At 69.8% G+C, this 19,492-nt stretch carries 23 protein-coding genes and 1 pseudogene; 5 read left to right on the top strand and 19 right to left on the bottom strand.

Annotated elements, in window-relative coordinates; all coding sequences use genetic code 11:
• Positions 1 to 5: 5 nt before the first annotated feature.
• Complete coding sequence (locus ACFV88_RS23920) at positions 6 to 458, bottom strand: hypothetical protein (protein WP_385493861.1); 453 nt, start codon at positions 456 to 458, stop codon at positions 6 to 8.
• Between the two features lie 443 nt (positions 459 to 901).
• Between ACFV88_RS23920 and ACFV88_RS23925 the strand changes: the two genes are divergently transcribed.
• Positions 902 to 1,174, top strand: a complete 273-nt coding sequence (locus tag ACFV88_RS23925; RefSeq protein ID WP_385493862.1) for a hypothetical protein — start codon at positions 902 to 904, stop codon at positions 1,172 to 1,174.
• Between the two features lie 338 nt (positions 1,175 to 1,512).
• Here ACFV88_RS23925 and ACFV88_RS23930 read toward each other — a convergent pair whose 3' ends face one another.
• The 3 genes and pseudogenes from ACFV88_RS23930 to ACFV88_RS23940 form a co-directional block, all read right to left on the bottom strand.
• The gene (locus ACFV88_RS23930; protein WP_385493863.1) at positions 1,513 to 1,878 is read right to left on the bottom strand and encodes a DUF317 domain-containing protein; all 366 of its coding nucleotides are present in this window, start codon (positions 1,876 to 1,878) and stop codon (positions 1,513 to 1,515) included.
• A 375-nt stretch (positions 1,879 to 2,253) separates the two neighbouring features.
• Positions 2,254 to 2,571: pseudogene (locus tag ACFV88_RS23935) on the bottom strand (Tn3 family transposase); the annotation flags it as partial.
• Entirely contained in the window at positions 2,466 to 3,296 is an 831-nt protein-coding gene (locus ACFV88_RS23940) for a hypothetical protein (protein WP_385493864.1), read from the bottom strand. The pseudogene ACFV88_RS23935 and the gene ACFV88_RS23940, both read right to left, overlap by 106 nt.
• A gap of 179 nt (positions 3,297 to 3,475) precedes the next feature.
• On the opposite strand from ACFV88_RS23940, the gene ACFV88_RS23945 reads away from it, so the two are divergent.
• Entirely contained in the window at positions 3,476 to 3,718 is a 243-nt protein-coding gene (locus ACFV88_RS23945) for a hypothetical protein (protein WP_385493866.1), read from the top strand.
• A gap of 165 nt (positions 3,719 to 3,883) precedes the next feature.
• Here ACFV88_RS23945 and ACFV88_RS23950 read toward each other — a convergent pair whose 3' ends face one another.
• The 15 genes from ACFV88_RS23950 to ACFV88_RS24020 form a co-directional block, all read right to left on the bottom strand.
• Positions 3,884 to 4,414 (bottom strand): hypothetical protein, encoded by a 531-nt coding sequence (locus tag ACFV88_RS23950; protein ID WP_385493867.1) that lies wholly within the window; start codon positions 4,412 to 4,414, stop codon positions 3,884 to 3,886.
• Between the two features lie 15 nt (positions 4,415 to 4,429).
• On the bottom strand, positions 4,430 to 5,278 hold the full coding sequence (locus tag ACFV88_RS23955; protein ID WP_385493868.1) for a DUF317 domain-containing protein: 849 nt from the start codon (positions 5,276 to 5,278) through the stop codon (positions 4,430 to 4,432).
• Between the two features lie 31 nt (positions 5,279 to 5,309).
• A complete protein-coding gene (locus tag ACFV88_RS23960; protein ID WP_385493869.1) occupies positions 5,310 to 5,987 on the bottom strand; it encodes a winged helix-turn-helix domain-containing protein in 678 nt (225 codons plus the stop codon).
• 133 nt (positions 5,988 to 6,120) lie between these two features.
• Positions 6,121 to 6,612, bottom strand: coding sequence for a hypothetical protein (locus ACFV88_RS23965; RefSeq protein ID WP_385493870.1), 492 nt, complete (start codon positions 6,610 to 6,612; stop codon positions 6,121 to 6,123).
• A 28-nt stretch (positions 6,613 to 6,640) separates the two neighbouring features.
• The gene (locus ACFV88_RS23970) at positions 6,641 to 7,105 is read right to left on the bottom strand and encodes a hypothetical protein (protein ID WP_385493871.1); all 465 of its coding nucleotides are present in this window, start codon (positions 7,103 to 7,105) and stop codon (positions 6,641 to 6,643) included.
• Positions 7,102 to 7,893 carry a hypothetical protein gene (locus tag ACFV88_RS23975; RefSeq protein ID WP_385493873.1) on the bottom strand — a complete coding sequence of 264 codons (792 nt, stop codon included), beginning with the start codon at positions 7,891 to 7,893 and terminating at the stop codon, positions 7,102 to 7,104. Before ACFV88_RS23975 ends, ACFV88_RS23970 begins: the two co-directional genes overlap by 4 nt.
• A 1-nt stretch (position 7,894) precedes the next feature.
• Positions 7,895 to 8,464 (bottom strand): DUF4913 domain-containing protein, encoded by a 570-nt coding sequence (locus ACFV88_RS23980; protein ID WP_385493874.1) that lies wholly within the window; start codon positions 8,462 to 8,464, stop codon positions 7,895 to 7,897.
• Positions 8,413 to 8,847 carry a hypothetical protein gene (locus ACFV88_RS23985; RefSeq protein WP_385493875.1) on the bottom strand — a complete coding sequence of 145 codons (435 nt, stop codon included), beginning with the start codon at positions 8,845 to 8,847 and terminating at the stop codon, positions 8,413 to 8,415. Before ACFV88_RS23985 ends, ACFV88_RS23980 begins: the two co-directional genes overlap by 52 nt.
• Positions 8,848 to 8,950: 103 nt before the next feature.
• On the bottom strand, positions 8,951 to 9,106 hold the full coding sequence (locus ACFV88_RS23990) for a hypothetical protein (protein WP_385493876.1): 156 nt from the start codon (positions 9,104 to 9,106) through the stop codon (positions 8,951 to 8,953).
• Entirely contained in the window at positions 9,103 to 10,260 is a 1,158-nt protein-coding gene (locus tag ACFV88_RS23995) for a DnaB-like helicase N-terminal domain-containing protein (RefSeq protein ID WP_385493878.1), read from the bottom strand. Before ACFV88_RS23995 ends, ACFV88_RS23990 begins: the two co-directional genes overlap by 4 nt.
• On the bottom strand, positions 10,257 to 10,460 hold the full coding sequence (locus tag ACFV88_RS24000) for a hypothetical protein (RefSeq protein WP_385493879.1): 204 nt from the start codon (positions 10,458 to 10,460) through the stop codon (positions 10,257 to 10,259). The genes ACFV88_RS23995 and ACFV88_RS24000 overlap by 4 nt, the downstream gene beginning before the upstream one ends.
• 76 nt (positions 10,461 to 10,536) lie before the next feature.
• Positions 10,537 to 12,324 (bottom strand): type IV secretory system conjugative DNA transfer family protein, encoded by a 1,788-nt coding sequence (locus tag ACFV88_RS24005; protein WP_385493880.1) that lies wholly within the window; start codon positions 12,322 to 12,324, stop codon positions 10,537 to 10,539.
• Positions 12,325 to 12,582: 258 nt separating this feature from the next.
• Positions 12,583 to 13,326, bottom strand: coding sequence for a hypothetical protein (locus ACFV88_RS24010; RefSeq protein WP_385493881.1), 744 nt, complete (start codon positions 13,324 to 13,326; stop codon positions 12,583 to 12,585).
• Positions 13,327 to 13,354: 28 nt separating this feature from the next.
• Positions 13,355 to 13,852: a hypothetical protein gene (locus ACFV88_RS24015; RefSeq protein WP_385493882.1), complete on the bottom strand. Its 498-nt coding sequence runs from the start codon at positions 13,850 to 13,852 to the stop codon at positions 13,355 to 13,357.
• Between the two features lie 44 nt (positions 13,853 to 13,896).
• On the bottom strand, positions 13,897 to 14,646 hold the full coding sequence (locus tag ACFV88_RS24020; protein ID WP_385493896.1) for a hypothetical protein: 750 nt from the start codon (positions 14,644 to 14,646) through the stop codon (positions 13,897 to 13,899).
• Between the two features lie 747 nt (positions 14,647 to 15,393).
• Between ACFV88_RS24020 and ACFV88_RS24025 the strand changes: the two genes are divergently transcribed.
• Genes ACFV88_RS24025 through ACFV88_RS24035 form a run of 3 tightly spaced genes read left to right on the top strand, consistent with a single transcriptional unit; the run spans position 15,394 to position 19,002 of the window.
• Positions 15,394 to 16,368 (top strand): serine/threonine protein kinase, encoded by a 975-nt coding sequence (locus ACFV88_RS24025; protein WP_385493883.1) that lies wholly within the window; start codon positions 15,394 to 15,396, stop codon positions 16,366 to 16,368.
• A 40-nt stretch (positions 16,369 to 16,408) separates the two neighbouring features.
• Positions 16,409 to 16,990 carry an ABC-three component system middle component 2 gene (locus ACFV88_RS24030; RefSeq protein WP_385493884.1) on the top strand — a complete coding sequence of 194 codons (582 nt, stop codon included), beginning with the start codon at positions 16,409 to 16,411 and terminating at the stop codon, positions 16,988 to 16,990.
• The gene (locus ACFV88_RS24035; protein ID WP_385493885.1) at positions 16,987 to 19,002 is read left to right on the top strand and encodes a DNA recombination protein RecN; all 2,016 of its coding nucleotides are present in this window, start codon (positions 16,987 to 16,989) and stop codon (positions 19,000 to 19,002) included. Before ACFV88_RS24030 ends, ACFV88_RS24035 begins: the two co-directional genes overlap by 4 nt.
• Positions 19,003 to 19,492 lie beyond the last annotated feature (490 nt).

The following is a 19,492-nucleotide window of genomic DNA, read 5'->3' on the forward strand; positions in this document are numbered from 1 at the left end:
GGCCGTCATGCCCCCTGCCGGAAGTCGTTGTGCTGGGTGGCGTCGGACCCCGTCATGATCGCTGTGGGGCCGTGAAAGGTATTGCCGGACACCGTTCCATCACTCGCGGAGCCGGTGGTCCGGCCGGTGGCCAGCACGCGCAGCGCGGCTACGGCCTGCTCTCGGTCGGCTCCGTCCAAGCTCTCCAAGAGCATCTCGAACCTGGCTTGCCACAATGCCTCCTGGCGGACCCGCACCACGACCGCGTCACCATCGCTGTCATCCACAGCGGTGAGTTCGGCCGCGCTGAGGTCCAGACGTTCGAGTTCCGCACGTTCTCGTTCGCGATCCCCTCGGCCGAACCAACCGGCGACCTGGCGCCGAATCTCCGCCCACAGGTCGGTACCTGCCGCCTGCACCACCGTCGTACCCCCGGCCGCAGCCAGGGCTGCTAACGCCTCCGACAGCAATTCCCCCACCCCTCCCGTACCACGTCAATGAATCGACGATAGGACTTCTACCCAATCCCTGACACCCGCTTGCCTCAGCACGGTTGCTGCGCCGCATCGCCGGTCTCGGCTTCGGTCACGTTCTCACCGGTCATCGGGGCATCTTCCGTGATCGGGAGTTACGCCGAAGGCCAAACGGTTCCGCCGCTGGGTCGTCGAACGCGGCCTGTGGGCCCTGACCCCTGAGCCGACCCTTAAAACTTGGTCTTTGTCGCAAACGAGCTCTAGGGTCGGCGACCCAACGTCTTCCACTGGAAGTGTTCATGCCTCGCCGGTCACCGGGCGAGATCAGAGCGCAGCTCCCGCGACGCCGAGCGCACCATCGGCGGACACCCGTGATCCGCGGACTGTCCGCCTCGGCGAACAGGCAGATCGCCGTTTTCGAACGACGTCGCGGCCTCCCTGCAGGAGAGGTGGCACACGCGTTCCGCCGCTGGAATGTGGATGTCCGACGACCACACGAGGACCTCGATCGGTTCTACGAACGAGATGACACAGACCTCCTCAACGGCGACTACCACGTTCGCACCCTGCTGGAGATCACACTCCATGCCCTGAGGTCCAACGCGCGACGCGAGCTGAGCGCGGTGATCGGTCCCGCAGACGAACGCGTGCTTGACCGCACGCTCAACAATCCCTTCGCGTGCCAAGACCTCCCCTGGTGGATGTGTCGAATCGGTGTCTGAACCTCAAGCCGTTCCTGGTTCTGACCGACATCCCCAGGTGCATCAGACCAGAAGCGATGCTGGCACTCACCAACATTCGTTCTTCGTTTTCACCTGTGCAGCCAGCGCCAACCCCGAGTTCAGCTCAACATGCTGGACTTGACAGAGAAGCGGTGCTGGACCAGTTCCCGCAGGCGCAGGTGGCGAAGAACGCGGTGCGGCCGGGGCAGCCTTCGGTGAGGGGTCTGTTGCTGGTCGTGTACTTGTGTTCCGGCGGGCAGACGGTGCTGTCCGGGTGGTACGCGTTCACGGTGATCTTGTGGGCCACTGGCAGTCCTCCGGGGTGACGCCAATACGGGTCAGGCGCAGTGGGTGCAGAGGGCGGTGGGAGCGGCGAGGAACCCGGCGACGGCCTGCGGGGGTATCCCGGCGGGGAAGGTCTGCTGCCAGATGGGCTCGCCGTCGGCGTCGAGGGTGCGGATGTGCCAGAGGTCGCCGTGGCGGGCGGCAGGGGCCTCGGGGAGGAACCCGACGTACATCCCGCCGTCGGGGCTGGTGCAGTGGACGTTGGCGTCCGGGTCGGTGATCACGGTCCAGCCGTGTGCTTCGAGGAAGGGGAGGACGGGGCCCGCGCAGCCGCACCCACGCGGCCATTCCCGGGCGGCCGGGGTGTGAAGGGGGCTGAGCTTCGCGGGGCGGGGATGAAGGAGTTCGGAGTGCGTCACGGGTACGAGCATCCCTTCGTTGACCTGCGATTTTTCCCGACACCCGTACTTGAACATGGGTCCGGAGGCGTGTTCCAGTCCGTTCGGGCGGGTTGGTGTCTGCCATGGGCGAATCCCGCCCCGGACAGGCCGGCGGTGGGAAGGGAGGTGCCGCCCGCGGACGCTGTCCACGGGCGGCACGATCGAACAGAAGCAGGTCAACAGGGAGAGGGAAGGGCGAGGCGTCAACAGGGATGAGGCCCGGGAGTATGCGGAGCTGGCCGACGACGTCCGGGCGGGCGTCGGAGGCGCGGGCGCGGATGGCGGACGGTCGCCGGATCGAGTTGACCGTTGAGGAACTCGTCGCGTCCGTCCGGAGACCGGGGCGCGCTTGAAGTCGAAGTACTTCGGCGACGGCACCGCCCGGATCGTCCGGACCGGGACGACGAACCGCAGCCCGTCCACCGAGGCGAACAGCCCCTCGTCCCAGAACCGGACGACAGGTAGCTCGGAATAGGGCGCAATCAGCTTCGCGTTCGCCCCGGCCATCGGAGTGGAGTGGAGTGCCTCAACATCGTGGACACAAACAACGACTGACAACGTGTTGATCAGCTCTGCGGTGTCTGATCTAGTTGAGGAAGGGCCTGGATGAGGTCGCAGCAGGCGTCCACCCAGCGATCGACGTTCCTCATGTCCTCGCGTCGCTTGTCCCAGACCTCAGGGTTGTCAGACGCCGTGGGGTAGCCGATGAAAGCGCTCTGAGGTCCTGCGCCGAGGCGCTGGATCACGGTAGCGATTGTCACGGTGGTGTCGGCCTGTGGCCAGATGAGGCCCACTTCGATGGCGACGGAACGGATCTGGCGGACGTTGTCCCACTGCTCGCGGACGTGCGCCATCCACGTCTCGTCCTGGGTCGGCGAGAAGCCGACGTTGATACCGAAAAGGCTCTGCACGCGCTTGTTGCGGTCGTCGATCAGCGGGCTGTACCTCTGTCGGGGTATGGGGCCGGGGGGCACAGCGACGTCAGGGGCGGGGAAGTGCCACAGGCTCTTCAGCTCGGCGTTGAGGTTGCGGATGGAGTTCAGTTCGGCAATGACGTCGCTTGGCGTCTTGGCCCCGAAGGGCTGCATGACGGTGGCGGTCATCTCCGCTGCGGCGGCGGCCGCGCGGCGGCGTATGCGGACTTGGACGGCCGTTTCGGCCTGCTTGCCTTGGAGGTAGGCGAGCGCGAACAGGGCAAGAGGGATGGCGATGCAGGCGCTGGCGACGTTGACGGCGAGGTTGCCGAGGAAGGCATGGTTGGACCAGAAGTCGGTGCTGTCGAGGTAAATCCCTCCGCCGAGGCCGGCGAATCCGACAGGGATCGCCGGGAAGGTGCGGCGGACGGCTGGTGCGATGCTGCTCCAACGCTCACGTCGGCGGGAGGGGATGTTGCTCACGTGCGTCGTCTCATTTCCGGCCCGGAAGCCGTCGAGCAGGTAGGGACTCTCACGCTAGTGATCGTGGATTGTGGCGGAGGGCATTTCCTTAGGACCACGTACGGAGCAATCTCGAACGGATCGAACGCCCGTCGCTCGCCTCGTCCTTGCGGGCCTGGATCACGATAAGGTCGCTCCTCATGAGCGACGACCTGCGCCAGCAACTGGCTTTGTACGACGCCGCGGTGAAGCGCGCTGCCAACCAGACAGACCGCAGCCTGCCTGACGGAGAGCAGTGGGCGCTTGGGGTGGCGGCGAAGCAGTTGGCCGAGCACGCACCGAGCAACCGCACGTCGCCGACGTGTACCGGCTGCAACGGCGGCCGGTGGCCCTGCGACACCGTAATGGGCGCCACCGTGATGTCGGACTCCCGGTACAACTAGACCGCAACACCGTAAGCAGGGTCGGATCGGCGGTGCGGCGTTCGCGCAGAAGGGTCTGAAGGGCGTCGACGGGCCGCTGCCAGGCGGCCTCAATGACGGTATCGGCGGTGGCCAGGGCCGTGCGCTGGGACCACGGGGAGTCCTTCCCGAGGGATGGGGCCACGGTCAGCGGCCGGGTGAACGGGGTGGCGGGCCCTGAGTGCGCTCAGCGAAGGGGAGGAAGTTCGGCCCGGCCGGGTGCCGGGGCCGCATGGTACCCCGGGCTGGGGAGGCGGTGGTCGCCACCACGCTCCGCGGAGGGTTCCGATCGGGTTCGGCGTAGCGGTCGGCGACCCGTTGGACGAGCCGTTGCTGGTAGGCCAGGGGCAGGGACTCGACGCGCTCGACGGCCCGGGGCAGGTCCGCGGTGAACAGGGCCAGCTCGCTGTGGCCGGCTTCCTGGGGCACCGCCCGGACGGCTTCGGCCTCGATCATCGGGGCCCAGGCGTAGTCGAGTTCGGCCGCGTCGCAGACATGTTGGGCGCCGCCGTGGAGCGCGTCGGTGAAGGGCAGGCCGTCCTCCATGACCGTGGGCAGGGAGTCCAGGAGGGTCTGGGTCGCGCGGCGCAGACGCCCGGTCAGCTCGGGATCGGTCGCCCAAACCGCTGGCTGGAGCGGGATTGGCGGACCACCGGGCGGCGGAGGCGGGGTGTTCATGGAGGATCGGCCCGGTCAGCGGCGCCGGGTCGACGCGGTGGCCGCGGTCGCCGTCTGGTACACGAGGGCCGGTGAGGGGATCACCGTTCGGGCCACGTTCGAGCGGGACCGGGCGACCGCCGCGCGCTGGATGTCCAGGGGGCTGGGGACCGGTGGCTTGACCGGCGTGATGCGGGCCGCACCGCGGTTGCGCTCGGGGAGGGAGACCTTGTAGCGGGCGACGGGGGTGGGGTCGGCCAGCCGGCTCATGGTGGCCGTGATCAGGTGGGTCGGGGTGTTCGTGGTGAAGGTGTCGAGCCACTCGGAGGAGTAGCCGGATGCGCCGCCGCCGATGGTCCACCGGGAGCGCTGGTCGTTGATCTCGTCGAAGTGGTTCATCCGCCCGTGGCTGTAGCTGACCAGCGCGAGCCGGTCCGGGGGCTGGCTGGAGCTGACGTAGGGCCCGTGGGTGACCCGCCAGCCCGCCTCCATCAGCGCGAGGAACGGATCCGCCTTCGAGCCACCGGGGCGCCCGTGGACGGAGGCGTGGTTCCCCCTGGCGTCGTCTTCGGCGAGGGCAGTGGTGAACGCGGCGACCACCTCGACGGGGGTGTAGTGGTCGAAGGTGGCCAGCCACCGGGGTGGGGTGAACGGCCGCTCGTGACCGGTGATCCGCCACAGGCAGCCGTCCTCACCCTCGGGCAGCCACCCGACCTGGACCTTCTGGTCCGAAGAGGCCAGGTACGCATTGGCCAGGTCGTCATTGACCATGGTGAACCCCGCCTCCAACAGGGGCCGCAGGGCCGGGTCACCGGTGTAGGAGGATCCTGCGAGGTAGACCGGGGAGACGTAAACGTCCCCGTCGATCTCTTCGGCAGCAGGCATGGCGGGGCTCCGTTCCTCGGGGGCGGGGTGGTCAGCGGGTGCGGGGTGGACGGGAGATCGCGGTGACGGCGGCCGGTACCGGGGGCTGGGCTGAAGGCGGGTGCGAGAACAGCCCCGGGACCGCCGTCGTGGCAGGGGCGCGCTGGACGGCGACGGTCGCCCATTCGTTGCTCGCGGCCTGCGGCCGGACGAGGACCGGCCGGGCCGGAGCCGCCCCCGGGTCTGCGGCGCCGGGGGTCCAGGAGGCCAGGACCGCGTACACGTCGCCGAGCTGCTCGGCCGCCGGGCTCACCCCGTACCGGGCACCCCGCCCCGGGGAGTCCCGGAGGATGAGGCCGTCGCGCTCCAGGCGTGCGAGGCGGGTGTGGGCCGAGCTGGGGTGGAGTCCGGTCGTCTCGACGACTTCGGGGTAGGTGAGCGAGCCGTGCCGGTCCAGTGCGGCGAGGGTCGCGGTGGTTCCGGCGGGGCGGAGCCGGGCGAGGACGTCCTCGGCGCGTTCCGCGTCGGCGGTGACCGTGGTGAAGTGCTGGTGGTGCCAGTCGGCGAGAGCGCGGTGGACAGGTTCGGTCGCCAGCCCGGCGGCCGTGATCCCGTACGTCCCGTGGCCGAGCCGCTGCACGAGCCCTTGGTTGTGCATGCGGTTGAGGATCTGGATCGTGGCCGGGTAGCTGTTCCACGGCATGGCCGCCCCTATCTCCGCTGCCCGCATCGACTCCTGCCGGCGCAGGGTCTGCCAGGGTCCAGGTGGTCCAGCGGGGGGTGAGCACGGTCAGGGTGTGGTCAACGGATTCGGTCCGCCCGGCGAGGGCGGTACGCAGGGTGGGCACAGGGAACCTTCCGGGTCAGCGGGTGCGACGGATGGCGGTGGCGGGGAGGCCGGTGACCGGCGGGACCGGGGGCACGGCCGGAAGAGGGCCGCCGGGAGGACGGGAGACAGCGGCACAGGCCCGGGACACCTGCCCGAGCCGCTGTGCGGGGACGGGCCCCGTGTCGTTGGCGAGGGAACGGCGGTAGGCACCGGCCATGGTCCGCAGATGTTCGGCGCTCTGGTCTCGGCGGGCGGACAACAGGGCGATCTCGGTGCTGGTCGTCCCGAGGGTGGCGGCGCTCTGGCCGCCGCGGACGGAGTTCAGCTCCCGGGCGACGTGTGCAGTCCGTTCCTGGATGCGCTGGTCGAGGTCGTCCACCTTGAATGTCGCGTCCGCGATCAGGGCGGTGAGCTGGCCGTAGGGGCTGAGGAAGGGATGGCGGCCGAGGAGATGGGCAGCCGAGTCGGCGCCGAGCGTCTCGCGGACGAGACGGGTACCGAGGCCGGGCGGCGGGGTGCTGTGCACAACAACTCCGGAGGTGGGGAAGGGCGGTTCAGGAACGGGACCGGCGCCGGTCGGCCGGTGCGGGCGCCGCGCTCGGCGCGGCAGCCTGGGGTGACTGGGTGTCGGCGGTACGCATGTGCGGAGAACGGGAGCGCGCTGCCTCTGCCCGCTGGTCCGGCGCCCCGGCGGCGGTTTCCCGGCGGAGTCGGTCGGCGGCGGTGCGGTAGACCGTGTTGTCGTACCGCTCGCCCACCGCGACCAGGAAGATCTCCCGCCGGTGCTGCGAGGTGTGCGGGGAGTCGCGGAACTGGATCACCATCCGCCACCGGGTCTGCGGGTCGACGTAGACCTTGTGGCAGCCGGCCAGCTCCCGGTGCATCGCGGCGCCGCGCTCGTTGCCGTGGACCAGGTGCTGGAGTTCCAGCAGGGCCAGATCCCGGACCCTGTCCGGCACGGACCGCAGATCCTCAAGCGCCTCCGGGTGCGCGGCGAACCCGAAGCGGGCGCTTTTCACGACAACCCCCGTCGGGCGGGGACGGCCCCGGCCTTGACGACGGATCGGGGTGGGATCACCGGGGCAGGGGGAACGGCGAGCCGTGTCGGGGCATGTGGCGAGCGGGAGCGCGCTGCCTCGGACCGTGCCGTGAGAGGCTCAGGAGCCGGCGGCAGCGGCCTGTCGGTGTTCCAGGTCCAGTCCCCGGCGGCCTCGGCGGTGGGGAACGCCCCTTCGCGCAAGGTGTAGGTGCGCAGGCTCGGCGCGATCTCTTCGAGGAAGACCCGATAAGGCGTGCCGGCCGAGTCGGGGTGCGTGTCGTGGACGATGACCCAGGTCTCCATCCCGGTGTCGAAGTCGCCAGGCTCCCCGGTGTAGTGGTCGATGACCTCGTACCGGCCTTCGGGATTCGCCCGCAGACGGTCCTCCAGCCGGGCGGTGAGCGCGTCGGCAGGACGCGGACCGTTGGGGTTCGACAGCTCAATGCCCTCGGGCGGGCAGCCCCGGTTGATGAGCCAGTGCTGCGCCAGCGGTGCCAAGGGGTGCTTCTCCAGGGCGAACTGGTAGGTGCGCTGCTCGATGTCGCGGGTGAGGTGCACCGCGACGAACGAGGCGGTGCCGGGGACGTCGTAGATGTACGTCGGGTCGTGGTACAGGAGGTAGCTGTCGCGGCCGTCCGCGGTGTGGTGATCGGCCATGGGCACGAACGAGTGCTCGTCGAGCGTCACGCGGAAGAAATAGTCCGCGACCTCCTCGTTGACGGCGGTGAAGCCGTCGAGCCGGTAGTCCGGCGTAGAGCTGGTGGCCATGTCAGCTCACCTCGGCCCCGGGCGCGGGCAGCAGCCGGTGGCTGGGCCGGGACGGGCTGGTGGTACATGCGCCGAAGGGGCCGTCAGGGGCGCGGAGCTGGAGCCAGGTCGGGTCGAGGTGGTCGCGGTGCCAGGTCGCCGGACCGGCAAGGCCCGCCTCTGTGTCGGTGAACTGCTGCCAGGCCAGCCACAGGCCGTGGAGGCGGGCAGTGGCCTCGGGGTGCTCGCGCCACTGGAAGCACCAGGGGCGGCCGGTGGTGATCTCTCGGCCGTATACCGGCAGCAGCAGCCGCTCCACCCACGTTCCCAGCGCCGCGAGTTCCTCCTCGTACGCCTGGCCAGGCAGCGCCAGGATGAAGACCGAGGACGGCCCTTCCGGCTCGGCCGGGCCGCCGTCGGCGCCGGTCCGGTCGGCCTCACTGAAGGCGTTTTCCTCGTCCTCTCCGGCGAGGCGGGCGATGTTCTCGTTCTGCCGGTGGGTTTCGGCGACGAGCCGGTTCACGGTGGAGACCAGGTCGTTCAGGTCGTGGTCCGCGACGCGCATCGGCTCGTCGGGGAGTGGTTCGGACATCTGCAGCCCTCACATTTCGCGGATCGGAAGGGAGTTGGGCTGCCGATGGTCCGGAGGAATCCCGGTTTGGCCCGGCCGGGAATCCCGGGGTAGAAGCGGGTTTCACCCCGCTCCGTGGGCGGGGCGAGCAGTTCGACTGCGTGGGCGGCCTGTTGGGGGACGACGCCGTTGCCGAGCACGGTGAGCTGTGCGGGACGGCCCAGGCCCGAGGTGGTGGTGACCCAGCCGGGCGGGAGGCCCTGCAGGCGCTCCTGGATCACCCGGAACGCGTTCTCCCGGGCATCGTCTGGGTTCCTGTCGCCCCGGGCCTCGGCATGACGGCGGAGGAAGCCGAGTTGGTGGTACGCCTCGGTGAAGTTGCCCAGGGCCTGGCCTGCGTGCACGGCCCCTGCCGTGAACGCGTGGATGACGGGACCCAGAGCGAGCCCGGGTCCTCGTCCGACGCCCGCGGCCAGACCTCGTCGGACAGATCGTTGGCCAGTCCGCTCAGCGCGCTGAGCTGGGGGACGCGATGACGAGATCGGGCGGCTCGGCGGGTGACGAGGGGACGATGATCTTCCGGCCGAGGTGGTCCAACGGGCGGGCGGCGTCGTACAGGTCGTCCTGCTCCAGCCAGGCACGGCCGGCGAGATGGTTCGTCATAGAGGGCTCCGGCGGGGCGTACGGGAGGCAGCGGCAGGGATCGGAGCGGCCGGAGTCGGAGCTGAGTTGCGGCGGGGGCAGCTGCGGGCACGGGCCGCCTCCGCGCGGCCGGGCGACGACCGTCCCGGTGCCGGCGGCGAGGGCTTGTCGGGCGCGGAGCCGGTGCGGGCGGTGTGCCACCGTTGGCGGACCTCGTCCAGCGGGCCGAGGACGTGCAGGGCGTGCCCGATCAGCCGCCCGGCGGGCAGCGCCGCGTCCTCGGCCAGGACCCGGATCTGCCGGGCGCTCTCGGCCGCCGTGCGCACCAGGGCGGCCCTGAGGACCTGTTCGCCGAAGTGCTCAGCTGCCCCGGCGACCGCCAGCGGGTCGCAGACCGTGAGGACCCGCTCGGCGTCGAGGACACCGTTGGTGAGAGCGCCGCGCCGCTGGACCTCCCACAGCACGGTGAGCTGGTCGACGGGTTCGCCCCGGTGGTGCAGGGCCCCGAGCGCCCGATAGAGCTGCTGATGCCCCGGGCCGCCGAAGTCCGAGGGGCGGAGCCAGCCGACGACGGCGTCGAGCTGGTCCGGGCGCGCGGTGAGGCAGGCCAGCAGGAACTCCTCGTCCGCGTCCACCACCGCGGTCGCCCGGGAGGCCGGTTCGTGCTGGGTCATGGGTGGGACGGGGCGGGGGCTGGCGCCCCAGCGGCGGGCGAGATCCGTCAGTAGACCGGCGAGGGCGTTGGCGCGGACGAGGGTTTCCTCAGTGTTGCCACGGACGGTGTCGGCGCGGGCAGCTTGGTGGAGACGGACGGCGTGCTCGGCGACCGTGCGGTGGATGGCGCCCTCCAGCACCATCCGCCCGTACACCACCGCGTGTTCCGGGCGGGGGCAGGCGCCGACGAGCTGGTGCGCGTATGAGGCCGTCACGCCCCGGGTACGGGTGCCGGCCTCGGTCACCGTGTCCGCGACCCACGACACGGGCACCGCCCCCAGCGCCGCCGTGCTCCCCGGGTGGCCGCGGTCGCGCAAGGTGAGGGCCGAGGCGAAGAGGGCCTGGTGGGCGGGCCGGTGGAAGTGCTCGGGCCGCAGCCACGGGGAGAGCCGTTCGAGCTGGCCGGGGTCGAGAAACACGGCACCGAGAACGGCCTGCTCGGCGCGTTGGAGCGGGTTCACGCCAGGCTCCCGGCGGAGCGGAGGGCGGCGATGGCCTGCTGGGCGTCGGCGAGGTCGGCGGCGAACCGGTCCAGATCCTCGACGAACACGGGGTCATCGACCCGCAGGGAGAGGACGGCGGTGGTGAGCCACCACTCGCCGCTGCGACGTACGACCGGGGCGTCGCCCAGCCGGCCGGAACGGGAGGAGGGGGAGGGCACGAGGACTCCAGGAAACGAAGGGAACGGGGGCGGGTGCGGGAAGTCCGTCTGCACCAGCCGGAGAAGAAGAGGAGGATCATGCGGCGGGCCCGAGGTCGCTGCGGCCGAGGGCCTTGGCGAGGGCGCGCTCAGTGATCGCCGCCGTCGCCGCTGCGGACGCCGCGCCGTGCCGGGCGGCGTCCGGCTCCTTGTACCAGGGCTTCAGATCCAGCAGCGCCGGCCGGATACCGGTGGCCAGCAGCAGCGCCGATCCCTTCGGGAGCGCGCGGATCGCGTCCGCAGGCAGTACCCGCTCCTGCCGCATCGACACCGACGTCGACTTGCCCGACTCGCTCGTGGACACCGACACCGTGCGCACGTCGTGATCGCCGACCAAGCGCGAGAGCTTGTCGGCGAAGTCCGCGTCATCGATACCGGAGCCGATCAGCTTGACCGTCGCCGCGGACCACAGGGCGTCCATCCCGCTCTCGCCCCAGACCCGCACCCCCTGCCGGTAACTCTGAAGGATGGTCACGGGGATCACACCCCGGGACCCCAAGTGGGAGTACAAGTCCGGGAGGTCTTTGATTTTGCACACGTTGGCGGCCTCATCGAGGATCGCCAGCAGGGGCGCGTCAAGACGTCCGCCGTCGCGCTCGGCCTGGATCACCGCCGCCCGCATCATCGCGTCAGCCGCTGCCGCGATGATCGCCGACGCGGACCCACCGCCGTCCTTCGACAATAGGAACAACGTGTCGCGGCTGGTGGCGAACGCCTCCGGGCGGAACTCAGCGACCTTCTCTGACCGGCAGGGCGGAGTCACCCAGGCAGCGATCTCCGGATCGAGGAGGCAGCTCGCGTACTGCCGCGCCGTCTCATAGATCCCGTCGCGGGTCTCGACCGCGCCGGCCACGGTGCCCTGGAGCTGCGCGGCGACCGCGTCCAGCCCGGCGTCGTGCAGGAGATCGACGGGGGTGCGGTCGGCGGGCGAGGCGAGCCAGGCCAAGACATCCGTGATCGGCCGCCCGTCGTTCGCCGCCGCCAGGAACAGCGCGGTCAGCGTGTTCGCGGCAGCCGTCGACCAGAAGTCCCCCGCGGACGACTCGTCCACCGAGGCGGTCACGAAGTGGCCCGCGAGCCGCCGGGCCCCGGCCAAGTCGTGGGCGTCGGCAAGGACGTCCCACCACATCTCCCGGGGCGCGTGGGCGATCTGCTGCGGGTCCAGCGTCCACACGGTGCCTACCCCGGCCCGCGCCGTGGCGGTGGCGGTGAACGCGTCGTTCGCTGCCTTGTTCGAGGTCAGCAGCACCGGACCGGGGGCCCGCAGGATTGCCGGGATCGCCAGACCGGACGTCTTCCCGGAACGCGGAGCCATGATCGCCAGCAGCACGTCCTCCCACGACGACCGTACCTCCGCCCGCCCTGGCTTCAGGGTGCCGAGCAGGACACCCCGGCCGTCCGGCGGAACGTCTTTCGGGGCCGTGCCCTTCAGACTCGGCCGCAGCCCGATCGCCTTCGCCGCGCTCTCCTTCGGCAGCAGCACCGCGAGGTCCCGGGCGGTGGCCAGGCCGCTGGTGCCGCCGCGCCAGCGCAACCAGAGCTTCGAGCCGACGAACCCGCCGGTGACCAGGGCGAGGGTGGGCAGTACCCGGCACCCGGCGACCAGCGCCGCATTGGGCAGGCCCGGCCACACTTCCTCGGGATGGAGCAGAGCGGCAGCGGGGTCGTACGGGACCCAGGCCCCGGTGCCGACGGCGGCGTTGGCGAGGTTGCCGAACAGCCAGGCCAGGAACCCGGCCCCCATCCCGAGCGCGGCGGCGCCAAGCACCAAATAGAGCAGGAAGTCGGTCCCGGTGGTGGCCGAGGGCGGACGAGGAGAAGACACAGAGCGGTCCCAGGTGGAGTGGGCGGACGGGCGGGGCGGGACGACCCGGGGCTCTGGTGATCGCAAACACGACGGATTCCTTCAGTGGCGGGCGGGAATCGGAAGAGGAAGGGACACGGTGACGGCTGGGCGGACCGCCGCGGGCGTGGTTGGCTCCGCAACGGCGGGGGCGCGGGTGGACGCAGTGGTGTCCGCAGCGTTCCGGTTGGCCCGGCTGGGGAAGGACACGTAGGAACCTGTCAGAGGGACGAGGGTTGGTCACCGGGTCCGACGCTGGTCCAGGGAGGCGGACGTTGCCTGGGCTGTCGGGGTGGCGGGTGAGGGGGCAACGGCCCGACCGGTGAGGGAAGGTGACTGGGCGCAAGCCGCCTCCTGAAACTCCAACGCCGGGGCGGTGGTCGGCTCGTTCTCACCGAGGGCCCGCAGTTCGGTGGTGACGCCGTCGAGGCCTTCGCCGAGGGCGAAGAGGGTCGTGGCGGCCGTCTCGAACCGGTCGGCCAGCTGCCAGCCCTCGTCGGTTCCGGGCTCCCGGGCCTGGTCGACCGCCGCCTCGAAGAACTCCGACAGCCGCACCAGGACCCCGTCGACCGGGTCCAGGACGTGCTCGGTGGTGTTCGCAGCCTCGGCAGGGGACTTGGCGCCGTTGAGCCGGTCGGTGAGCCGCAGGAGCTGCTGCCCGAGGATGCGCCAGCCGCCCGGGTCGGAGGGGGTGGTGAGCCGGTCGGTGTCGAGGGTGGGGTCGAGGTCAACCCGGAAACCGGCTGCGGTGAGCATCCACGCCGCCGAGGTGGCCTGTCGGTTCTCGTGCTCCCGGCCCATGTCCCGGTCCAGCCGGTACTGCCGGGTGAGCGGGCTGTGGTCGTCGACGAACCCGGCGTGCCGCAGCATCTGCTCGGCTAGGGCGTCGTGCTCGGCCCGCCGGAAGCCTCCGCGGGGGATGGCGGCGACGTTGCCGCCCCGCTCGCGGACGATCACCATATGCGGCTGCTCGGCGTCGGACATCAAGGGCTCCATGTGGTGAAGGGCGGGGTCAGAAGTGGGGGTTCTCGGTGGGTCGGTCAGTGCCAGTGGCGGCGGCCAGCAGCTCCGGGAGATCGGCCGGGTCTGCCTCGCGCTGGTCGATCCACCAACCGGCGCGTGTCACCGGCCGCACCGCGTCCTCCAGCTCCGCCCACTCCGTCTCGGCCATCTCACCTTCGGTGACAAGGGCGGCGTACGCGGCGGTGACGAGCTGGTGGCGGCACCGCGCACCCCAGGCGACCGCCCGCTCGCCGCCCTCCAGCGGCGGCATCCGGAACGCCTCCTCCCACTCCCCCGCCGCCTCCGCCTCGGCGGCCCGCTGCCCGGCCAGCCAGGAGGCGGTGGCCTCGGCATCGACGTTGCGGGTGGCCTGCCAACAAGCGGTGCAGTCCCGCCCGGCAAGCCAACGGGCGTACCCCGCCCGCTGATCGGCCGGACGGGCGGAGAGGTCGGCGTCGATGCTGTGCCCGCAGGCGTGGTCGACGGGCCAGACGGTCTTGACGGCCATGAACGTGCTCCTCGAAACGAGACGAACGGAAGAGGGAAGGAGGGTTACCGGGCCCGGCCGACGGACGGCGGCGTCACGGGTTGGGCCCGGAAGGCCGTGCCGACGGGCGGCGCTGAGGTGAGCGGGTGGCGGGGAGAGGCGGCGACGGCGGCACGGGCACGCTCGGCATGGGCGACCACCGACTCCGCGGACCGCTCCACCGGCCGCGCCGGGGCGTTCTGCGGGAGGGTGCCCGGCATCACCGCGAGCGAGAGCTGGACGTCGAGGAGTCGCTCGCCGAGCGTGACCACCTGGTGCACACCGGCCCGCAACTCCCCGGCCAGCTCTCGCCCGTGCTCCGTCCCTAGCCGCTCGCACCACTCCGCCGCAGAGACGAAGACCTCCTCCAGCCCGGCGAAGACCCCGTGGTCCTCGTCCAGGACCGGATCCAGGGCGTCGGCGACATCCACCGCCCTGACCAGCCCCGCCAGTTCGGCGGTCACCGCGGTCAGCGACAACCCCGGCAACGGCTCCCGCACGCGCGCCCCGGCCGGGACCGCCGGCGGGAGCATCACCCGCGGATCGGCCACCACCGCCAGCCCCGTGCCCTGGAACTCCCGCGAGGCCGACGCCACCAGCCGCAGCGCGGTGTTGAACGGCGTGTCTGCCGGAATCTGCCAGATCCGCAGACGGTCGTTGTAGGCGAACCGGTGACGGCGGAGGACTTCGGTCAGGAACGGCCGTTCGTCCGTGGTCTCCGCCACCACCCCGAACTCTGGATGTGCCCCGAAGGCCACATCGGGCTCCAACTGCATCACCAGCACACCCTCCTCGGCAGCGTCTTCCCCGGCCCGGAGTCCGGTACGGGGAGGACGATGATCGGGCCGGGACGGCGATTTGGCGGGGCCGGAGGTTTCGGGTTAGGGGGCCCGGCCGCCGCGTCGATCCGGTGCGCCCCCGGTTGAGGGCGCGGGCGACGAGACCGCGGGCGACGCGGAGAGACCGGCCTGGGGTGAACGGGCGAGCGTGGCCCCAGCCCGCAGCGAATGGGAACGACCCCGGGTCCGGGCCCGCGAGCACCTCGGTCGCGCGAGCGATCTCGACCAGGGCGCCCGCGTTCTCGTTCAAGGTCAGCGCGTAGTGCCAGCCCTTGGTGTCGCGCTCGGCCAGAGCCCTGGCCCGTACCTCCTCGGTGCGCGGATGGCCGGGAACGAGGGCCTCCCGCAGAGCCCGAAGCCGCTGGCCCAGTGGTGTTCGAGCCGCTCATCTTGATCTAGGCCGTGTATCGAAAGTAGATCTTGGGTTCTGAATGATCATGGTTCATTGGTCGGGGAGATCTCACGGACGAGCGGTGGGCGGCGCTGGAGCCGTTGTTGCCGAAGGGGGCGAAGGCGGGGTGGCCGCATGTCTGGCCTCGGCGGCGGCTGACCGACGGCATACGGCTTGAGATGCGGTGCGTTCCACTTCTTGATCAGACGAGTGGCCGTTGGATAGGCTCCGCCGATTCGGTGTGTGACGCTCGGGGAATCCTGTGTGCAGCCACCGGTGCAGGGGGGTGGGTTGTGCCTGACTCGATAGCCGTGCCGACGGGTGTCCAGCCAATCAGCTTCGACGTGCACGCAGTCCGCGGGGGAAGCCCTGGCGGAGCCCGCGACGACTTCGAATCGATGATCGTTCAGCTTGCCGCCGCGACGACCCCAAACGTACGGTCCGTTGCTGCCAACCCGGGCGACTGGGGTATCGACGCCTTCGCCGGAAACCTTGGTGGAGCGATCACAGTTTGGCAGTCCAAGTACTTCATGCCGGTCACCACCAAGAAGCACATGCAGCAGGTCAAAGACTCGCTCAACAACGTGCTGAAGGCAGCCGTCCAGAACGGCCACACCATCGCCAGCTGGATTCTGTGCGTCCCCTCCAGCATGGACGGCCCTATGACGGCATGGTGGGACACGTGGACGAAGGCGAGGGAGAAGGAACACAGCCTCGTCATCCAGCTCTGGGACGAGACCGTCCTCCGGAAGAAGCTGCTTAGCCCCGAGGGCGACGACGTGCGTCGCGGCTTCTACGAGACGTACGCGCAGGCCGCCCCCGCCCCCGTGGAGCAGCTTCGGCTGGTACTCGAAGTCGAGGACGACAAGGCAACCGCCCTTGGCTCCGCCTTGTTCATTCGGCAGATGATCGAGGCTGGCAACGTGGAGCTTGACTCGGCCAAGAGGCAGTTCTTCAATGCCGATCTGGTGGCTCGCGAGATCGCGCACAAGGATGTTCCGGCGGAGGTGGCGGCGCTCAGTTCCGCCGATGCGACGCTCCACGGTCTATGGGAGATGCAGTTCAACGAATGCGTGGCCGAGGACGCGCTTCGCGTTCTCCACCCCCGTGTCTGGCGGGATGTACGCAACGAGCACGACAAACTGCCGAAGTCGCTCCGACTGGAGCTGGTGCACAGCTGGGGGCTGGTCCACCGGCTCGTGGACAACCGCAAGGCGGGCTGGGTCAAGCACTGGCGGCAGATCGCCGCCGAGCACTCCGACGGCTGACCGCCGTCGCCTGTCCTGTCAGACCTACGAGGAGTTCGCTGTGGAAGCACACCGGCCGGTGATGATGCCGGAGGACGAGGTGACCTTCCGGCTAGCGCAGCTGCTACTTCTTCTCGACGCTGTCGCCGGACAGGACACGAAGGGGGCGAGCCTGGAGCGCATCGGTTACTACGACTTCCTGTCGGCGAATCCCTTCCTCGTCGTCGATTCTGACGGCCGGGAGGGCAACATGCTCAGGCTGGCCGGATTCGATCCGCGGGTGCTCTCGTACGCGTCCTCCTCGCAGCGCTTCACCAGTCGACGCGAGCGCATCCAGCACGACCTCGGACTGCTCGTGGCTTACGGGTGTTGCGAGGTCCACAACCGCAACGGCGCCTTCGCCTATTCGATCAGCAACCACGGTCGGGAACTCGGGGCTCGCTTCACCGCCACCTACGCCGCGTCGTTCACCACCGCGGCGTCCATCGTCGTGCGTCGCCTCCGCAAACTCAGCGACAAGGCGCTGCGGGAACAGACCGCACGGTGGCTGCGGCCGGATGGAGAGGGCGGGCCCGGTGCCGCGCTCCTCAGCGTGCTGGGTCCGGGACCGCAGGCACCTGACATGCTCCCCTCGGAGGGATGACCACCATGCAGCCTCTGCCTGGCATCCGGATCCGGCGGCTGCGCCTTGCTGGCGTCGGCCGGAACTATGACGTCGATTTCACGCAGGACCAGCGGGTGCGAGACCTGTCCGTGGTGGCCGGGGCATTCAGCTCGGGTAAGACCGCCGTGTTGGAATTCATCGCCTACGGCCTCGGCGGGAAGCGCCATCCACGGCATCCTGAGGTGCTGCGGAAGGTCCGTTCCTGCCTTCTAGAAGTCGAGCTGTCCGGCGAACCGCACGTCATCGAGCGGCCCGTCGGGGAGCCGTCGAAGGTCGCCTACGTACGCCGGGGGACGCTGGACAACCCGCCGCTCTCCAAGCCCGAGAGCAGGACCATCGAGCCGGCGGGAGCGCACGAGAGCCTCTCCGCTCTGCTGCTGGGGCACTGCAAGCTCGAAGGCGTCCAGCTGCGGGAGGCCCCCTCCCAACGTGAGTCCCGGACCGACCCACTGAGCATCCGCGACCTCATGAACCTCGCGTTCCTGCCCAACGAGCGCATCGCCTCCAAGAACTTCCTGTTCGAGAACGATTACATGAAGAAGCACAAGCTGAAGCAGGTGGTCGACGTCGTCTTCGGCGTTCACGACGACCGCGCCGTCGAGCTTGGGCAACGCATCAAGGAACTGGGCGCCCGACTCACCCATGCACGCTCCGAACTCGCCGCAGCACGGGCGTTCGTCGACGAGCAGGACGTTCCCACGGTCGGCGCGCTGATCGCTGAGCAGTACGAAGGCGAGCTGCGAGAGCTGACCGAGCAGCTACGGGCCCTTGATGAGGCAGCGCAAGCGGGCACCACCTTCGCCGGGCGTCTGCGCCGCGAGCACCAGCAAGCTGCCCAGCGCGCCCGGCGAGCCGCCGGCGTGGTACGTGACTGCGAGACGCAACTCACCCGGATGATGCCACTGCGGGCACAGTACGCAGACGACCTCGTCAAGCTCAATATGCTGGCCGAAGCACAACGCCTGTTCGACCCCCTCAGCGTCACGACCTGCCCAGCGTGCTTGAATCGGCTGCCCGGTCCCCCGTCGGTGGAGAACGGCTCGTGCAGTCTGTGCAGCCACGAGCTGCCCCACAGCGACGGGCATCTGACGCTAGGCAGCGCCACTGCCGAGCACTCGTCGGATGAAGGGCGGCTGGATGTCGCGGCCGAGGTCAGGGCCACCAAGGCCCGTTTGAAGGAGATCACTGCATACGTTGAGGGCCTGGACAGCTCGCTCGCCACAATGAAGCTCCAGGCAGAAGACGCCGCCATCGACGAAGAACGTGCCGCGGCCGCGGTCGACGAAGCCACTTCGCCCACCGTCACCCCGTTCCTCGCCGCTCGCGACAACCTCCAGCGCCGGCGCGAGGAAGTCCTCCGTCATCTCCAACAGGTCGAGAACGCGACGAAGCTTCAGGCTGGCCTGGAGAAGCGCGCCGCGCTCGTGGAGCGGCAGGAGGCACAGATCGAACGTCTGCGGGAGGAACGCGACAGGCTGGGAGATGCCGCACAGGACCGGGACCTGGTCGTCGGCCGAATCAGCGGCCGGTACAGCGAACTCCTGCGGCAGTGGCACTATCCGAAACTCAGCCAGCCGATGATCGACACGAATCTGGTTCCTCACGTACGCGGTGACTCCTACCGTGAGGCATCATCCGGCGCTCGAACACTCCTGACCCTGGCCTGGCAGCTGGCCGTCTTCGAGGTGGCCGTCGAAACATCGGCAGCCCACCCCGGCTTCCTCATGATCGACAGCCCGCAGAAGAACCTCGGGCACGGCGGCACCCGGGACGCGGTTATCGCAGACGCGATCGCCATCGACGACTTCTACCGCCACCTGACCAGCTGGCTGGCTGAACAGGGGGCCGGTGCCCAGGTGATCATCGTCGACAACAGTCCGCCCGTGCTCGTGGAAGAGAACGTTGTGGTCCGGTACAGCCGCAACGAGGACCGGCCCCCCTACGGGCTGATCGACGACGAGACCACTACAGACGAAGGCAGCCCCGAGTAACCTCCTCACCCCGCCTAGGCCATTCACCCGCCTGCCCCTGCGCCTACCGCGGCGTTGGCGATTGGCCGCCAGCGGTCTCGGGGTGCCCACGCGCCCTGGTGGTGTTGTGGTCGCGATGGCTGTGGATCGCCGGGTTCACCGGCGCTGACGGCCAGGAGCCGGAGGACCAGGCAACTGCGACCTTTCAGCTGCCAATCGACGATCCCAAGATCTGTTTTCGATACACGGCCTAGGTCCGGCAGCACGTACGCGGCCGGGACGATCAAAGCCGTCCCTTCTGGTGAGGTACTGGGCGAACTGGGTCCATGTATCGGCGTCCCTCTGCTGAAGCGCACCGTAGCGGTCGTCCAGAGGCCAGCCCGCGGCATCGCAGAGGCTGTCGGAGACAGCGTCTCAGAAAGTGTTGGGTAACTGATCAGTCGCATCCTGTGATGTGCTGGTGGTGATCTCCATGGTTGACGCTTGCGTGAAGATCACCGTCATGTGTGTC

Source organism: Streptomyces sp. NPDC059816 (assembly GCF_042732055.1).
GTDB lineage: Bacteria > Actinomycetota > Actinomycetes > Streptomycetales > Streptomycetaceae > Streptomyces.

Coding starts and splice junctions, on each gene's coding strand:
- ACFV88_RS24035 (WP_385493885.1), top strand. CDS start 16,987: ATGACCACCATGCAGCCTCTGCCTGGCATCCGGATCCGGCGGCTGCGC.
- ACFV88_RS24020 (WP_385493896.1), bottom strand. CDS start 14,646: ATGCAGTTGGAGCCCGATGTGGCCTTCGGGGCACATCCAGAGTTCGGG.
- ACFV88_RS23980 (WP_385493874.1), bottom strand. CDS start 8,464: ATGTCCGAACCACTCCCCGACGAGCCGATGCGCGTCGCGGACCACGAC.
- ACFV88_RS24015 (WP_385493882.1), bottom strand. CDS start 13,852: ATGGCCGTCAAGACCGTCTGGCCCGTCGACCACGCCTGCGGGCACAGC.
- ACFV88_RS23960 (WP_385493869.1), bottom strand. CDS start 5,987: ATGCGGGCAGCGGAGATAGGGGCGGCCATGCCGTGGAACAGCTACCCG.
- ACFV88_RS23990 (WP_385493876.1), bottom strand. CDS start 9,106: ATGACGAACCATCTCGCCGGCCGTGCCTGGCTGGAGCAGGACGACCTG.
- ACFV88_RS23955 (WP_385493868.1), bottom strand. CDS start 5,278: ATGCCTGCTGCCGAAGAGATCGACGGGGACGTTTACGTCTCCCCGGTC.
- ACFV88_RS23945 (WP_385493866.1), top strand. CDS start 3,476: ATGAGCGACGACCTGCGCCAGCAACTGGCTTTGTACGACGCCGCGGTG.
- ACFV88_RS23950 (WP_385493867.1), bottom strand. CDS start 4,414: ATGAACACCCCGCCTCCGCCGCCCGGTGGTCCGCCAATCCCGCTCCAG.
- ACFV88_RS24010 (WP_385493881.1), bottom strand. CDS start 13,326: ATGTCCGACGCCGAGCAGCCGCATATGGTGATCGTCCGCGAGCGGGGC.
- ACFV88_RS23975 (WP_385493873.1), bottom strand. CDS start 7,893: ATGGCCACCAGCTCTACGCCGGACTACCGGCTCGACGGCTTCACCGCC.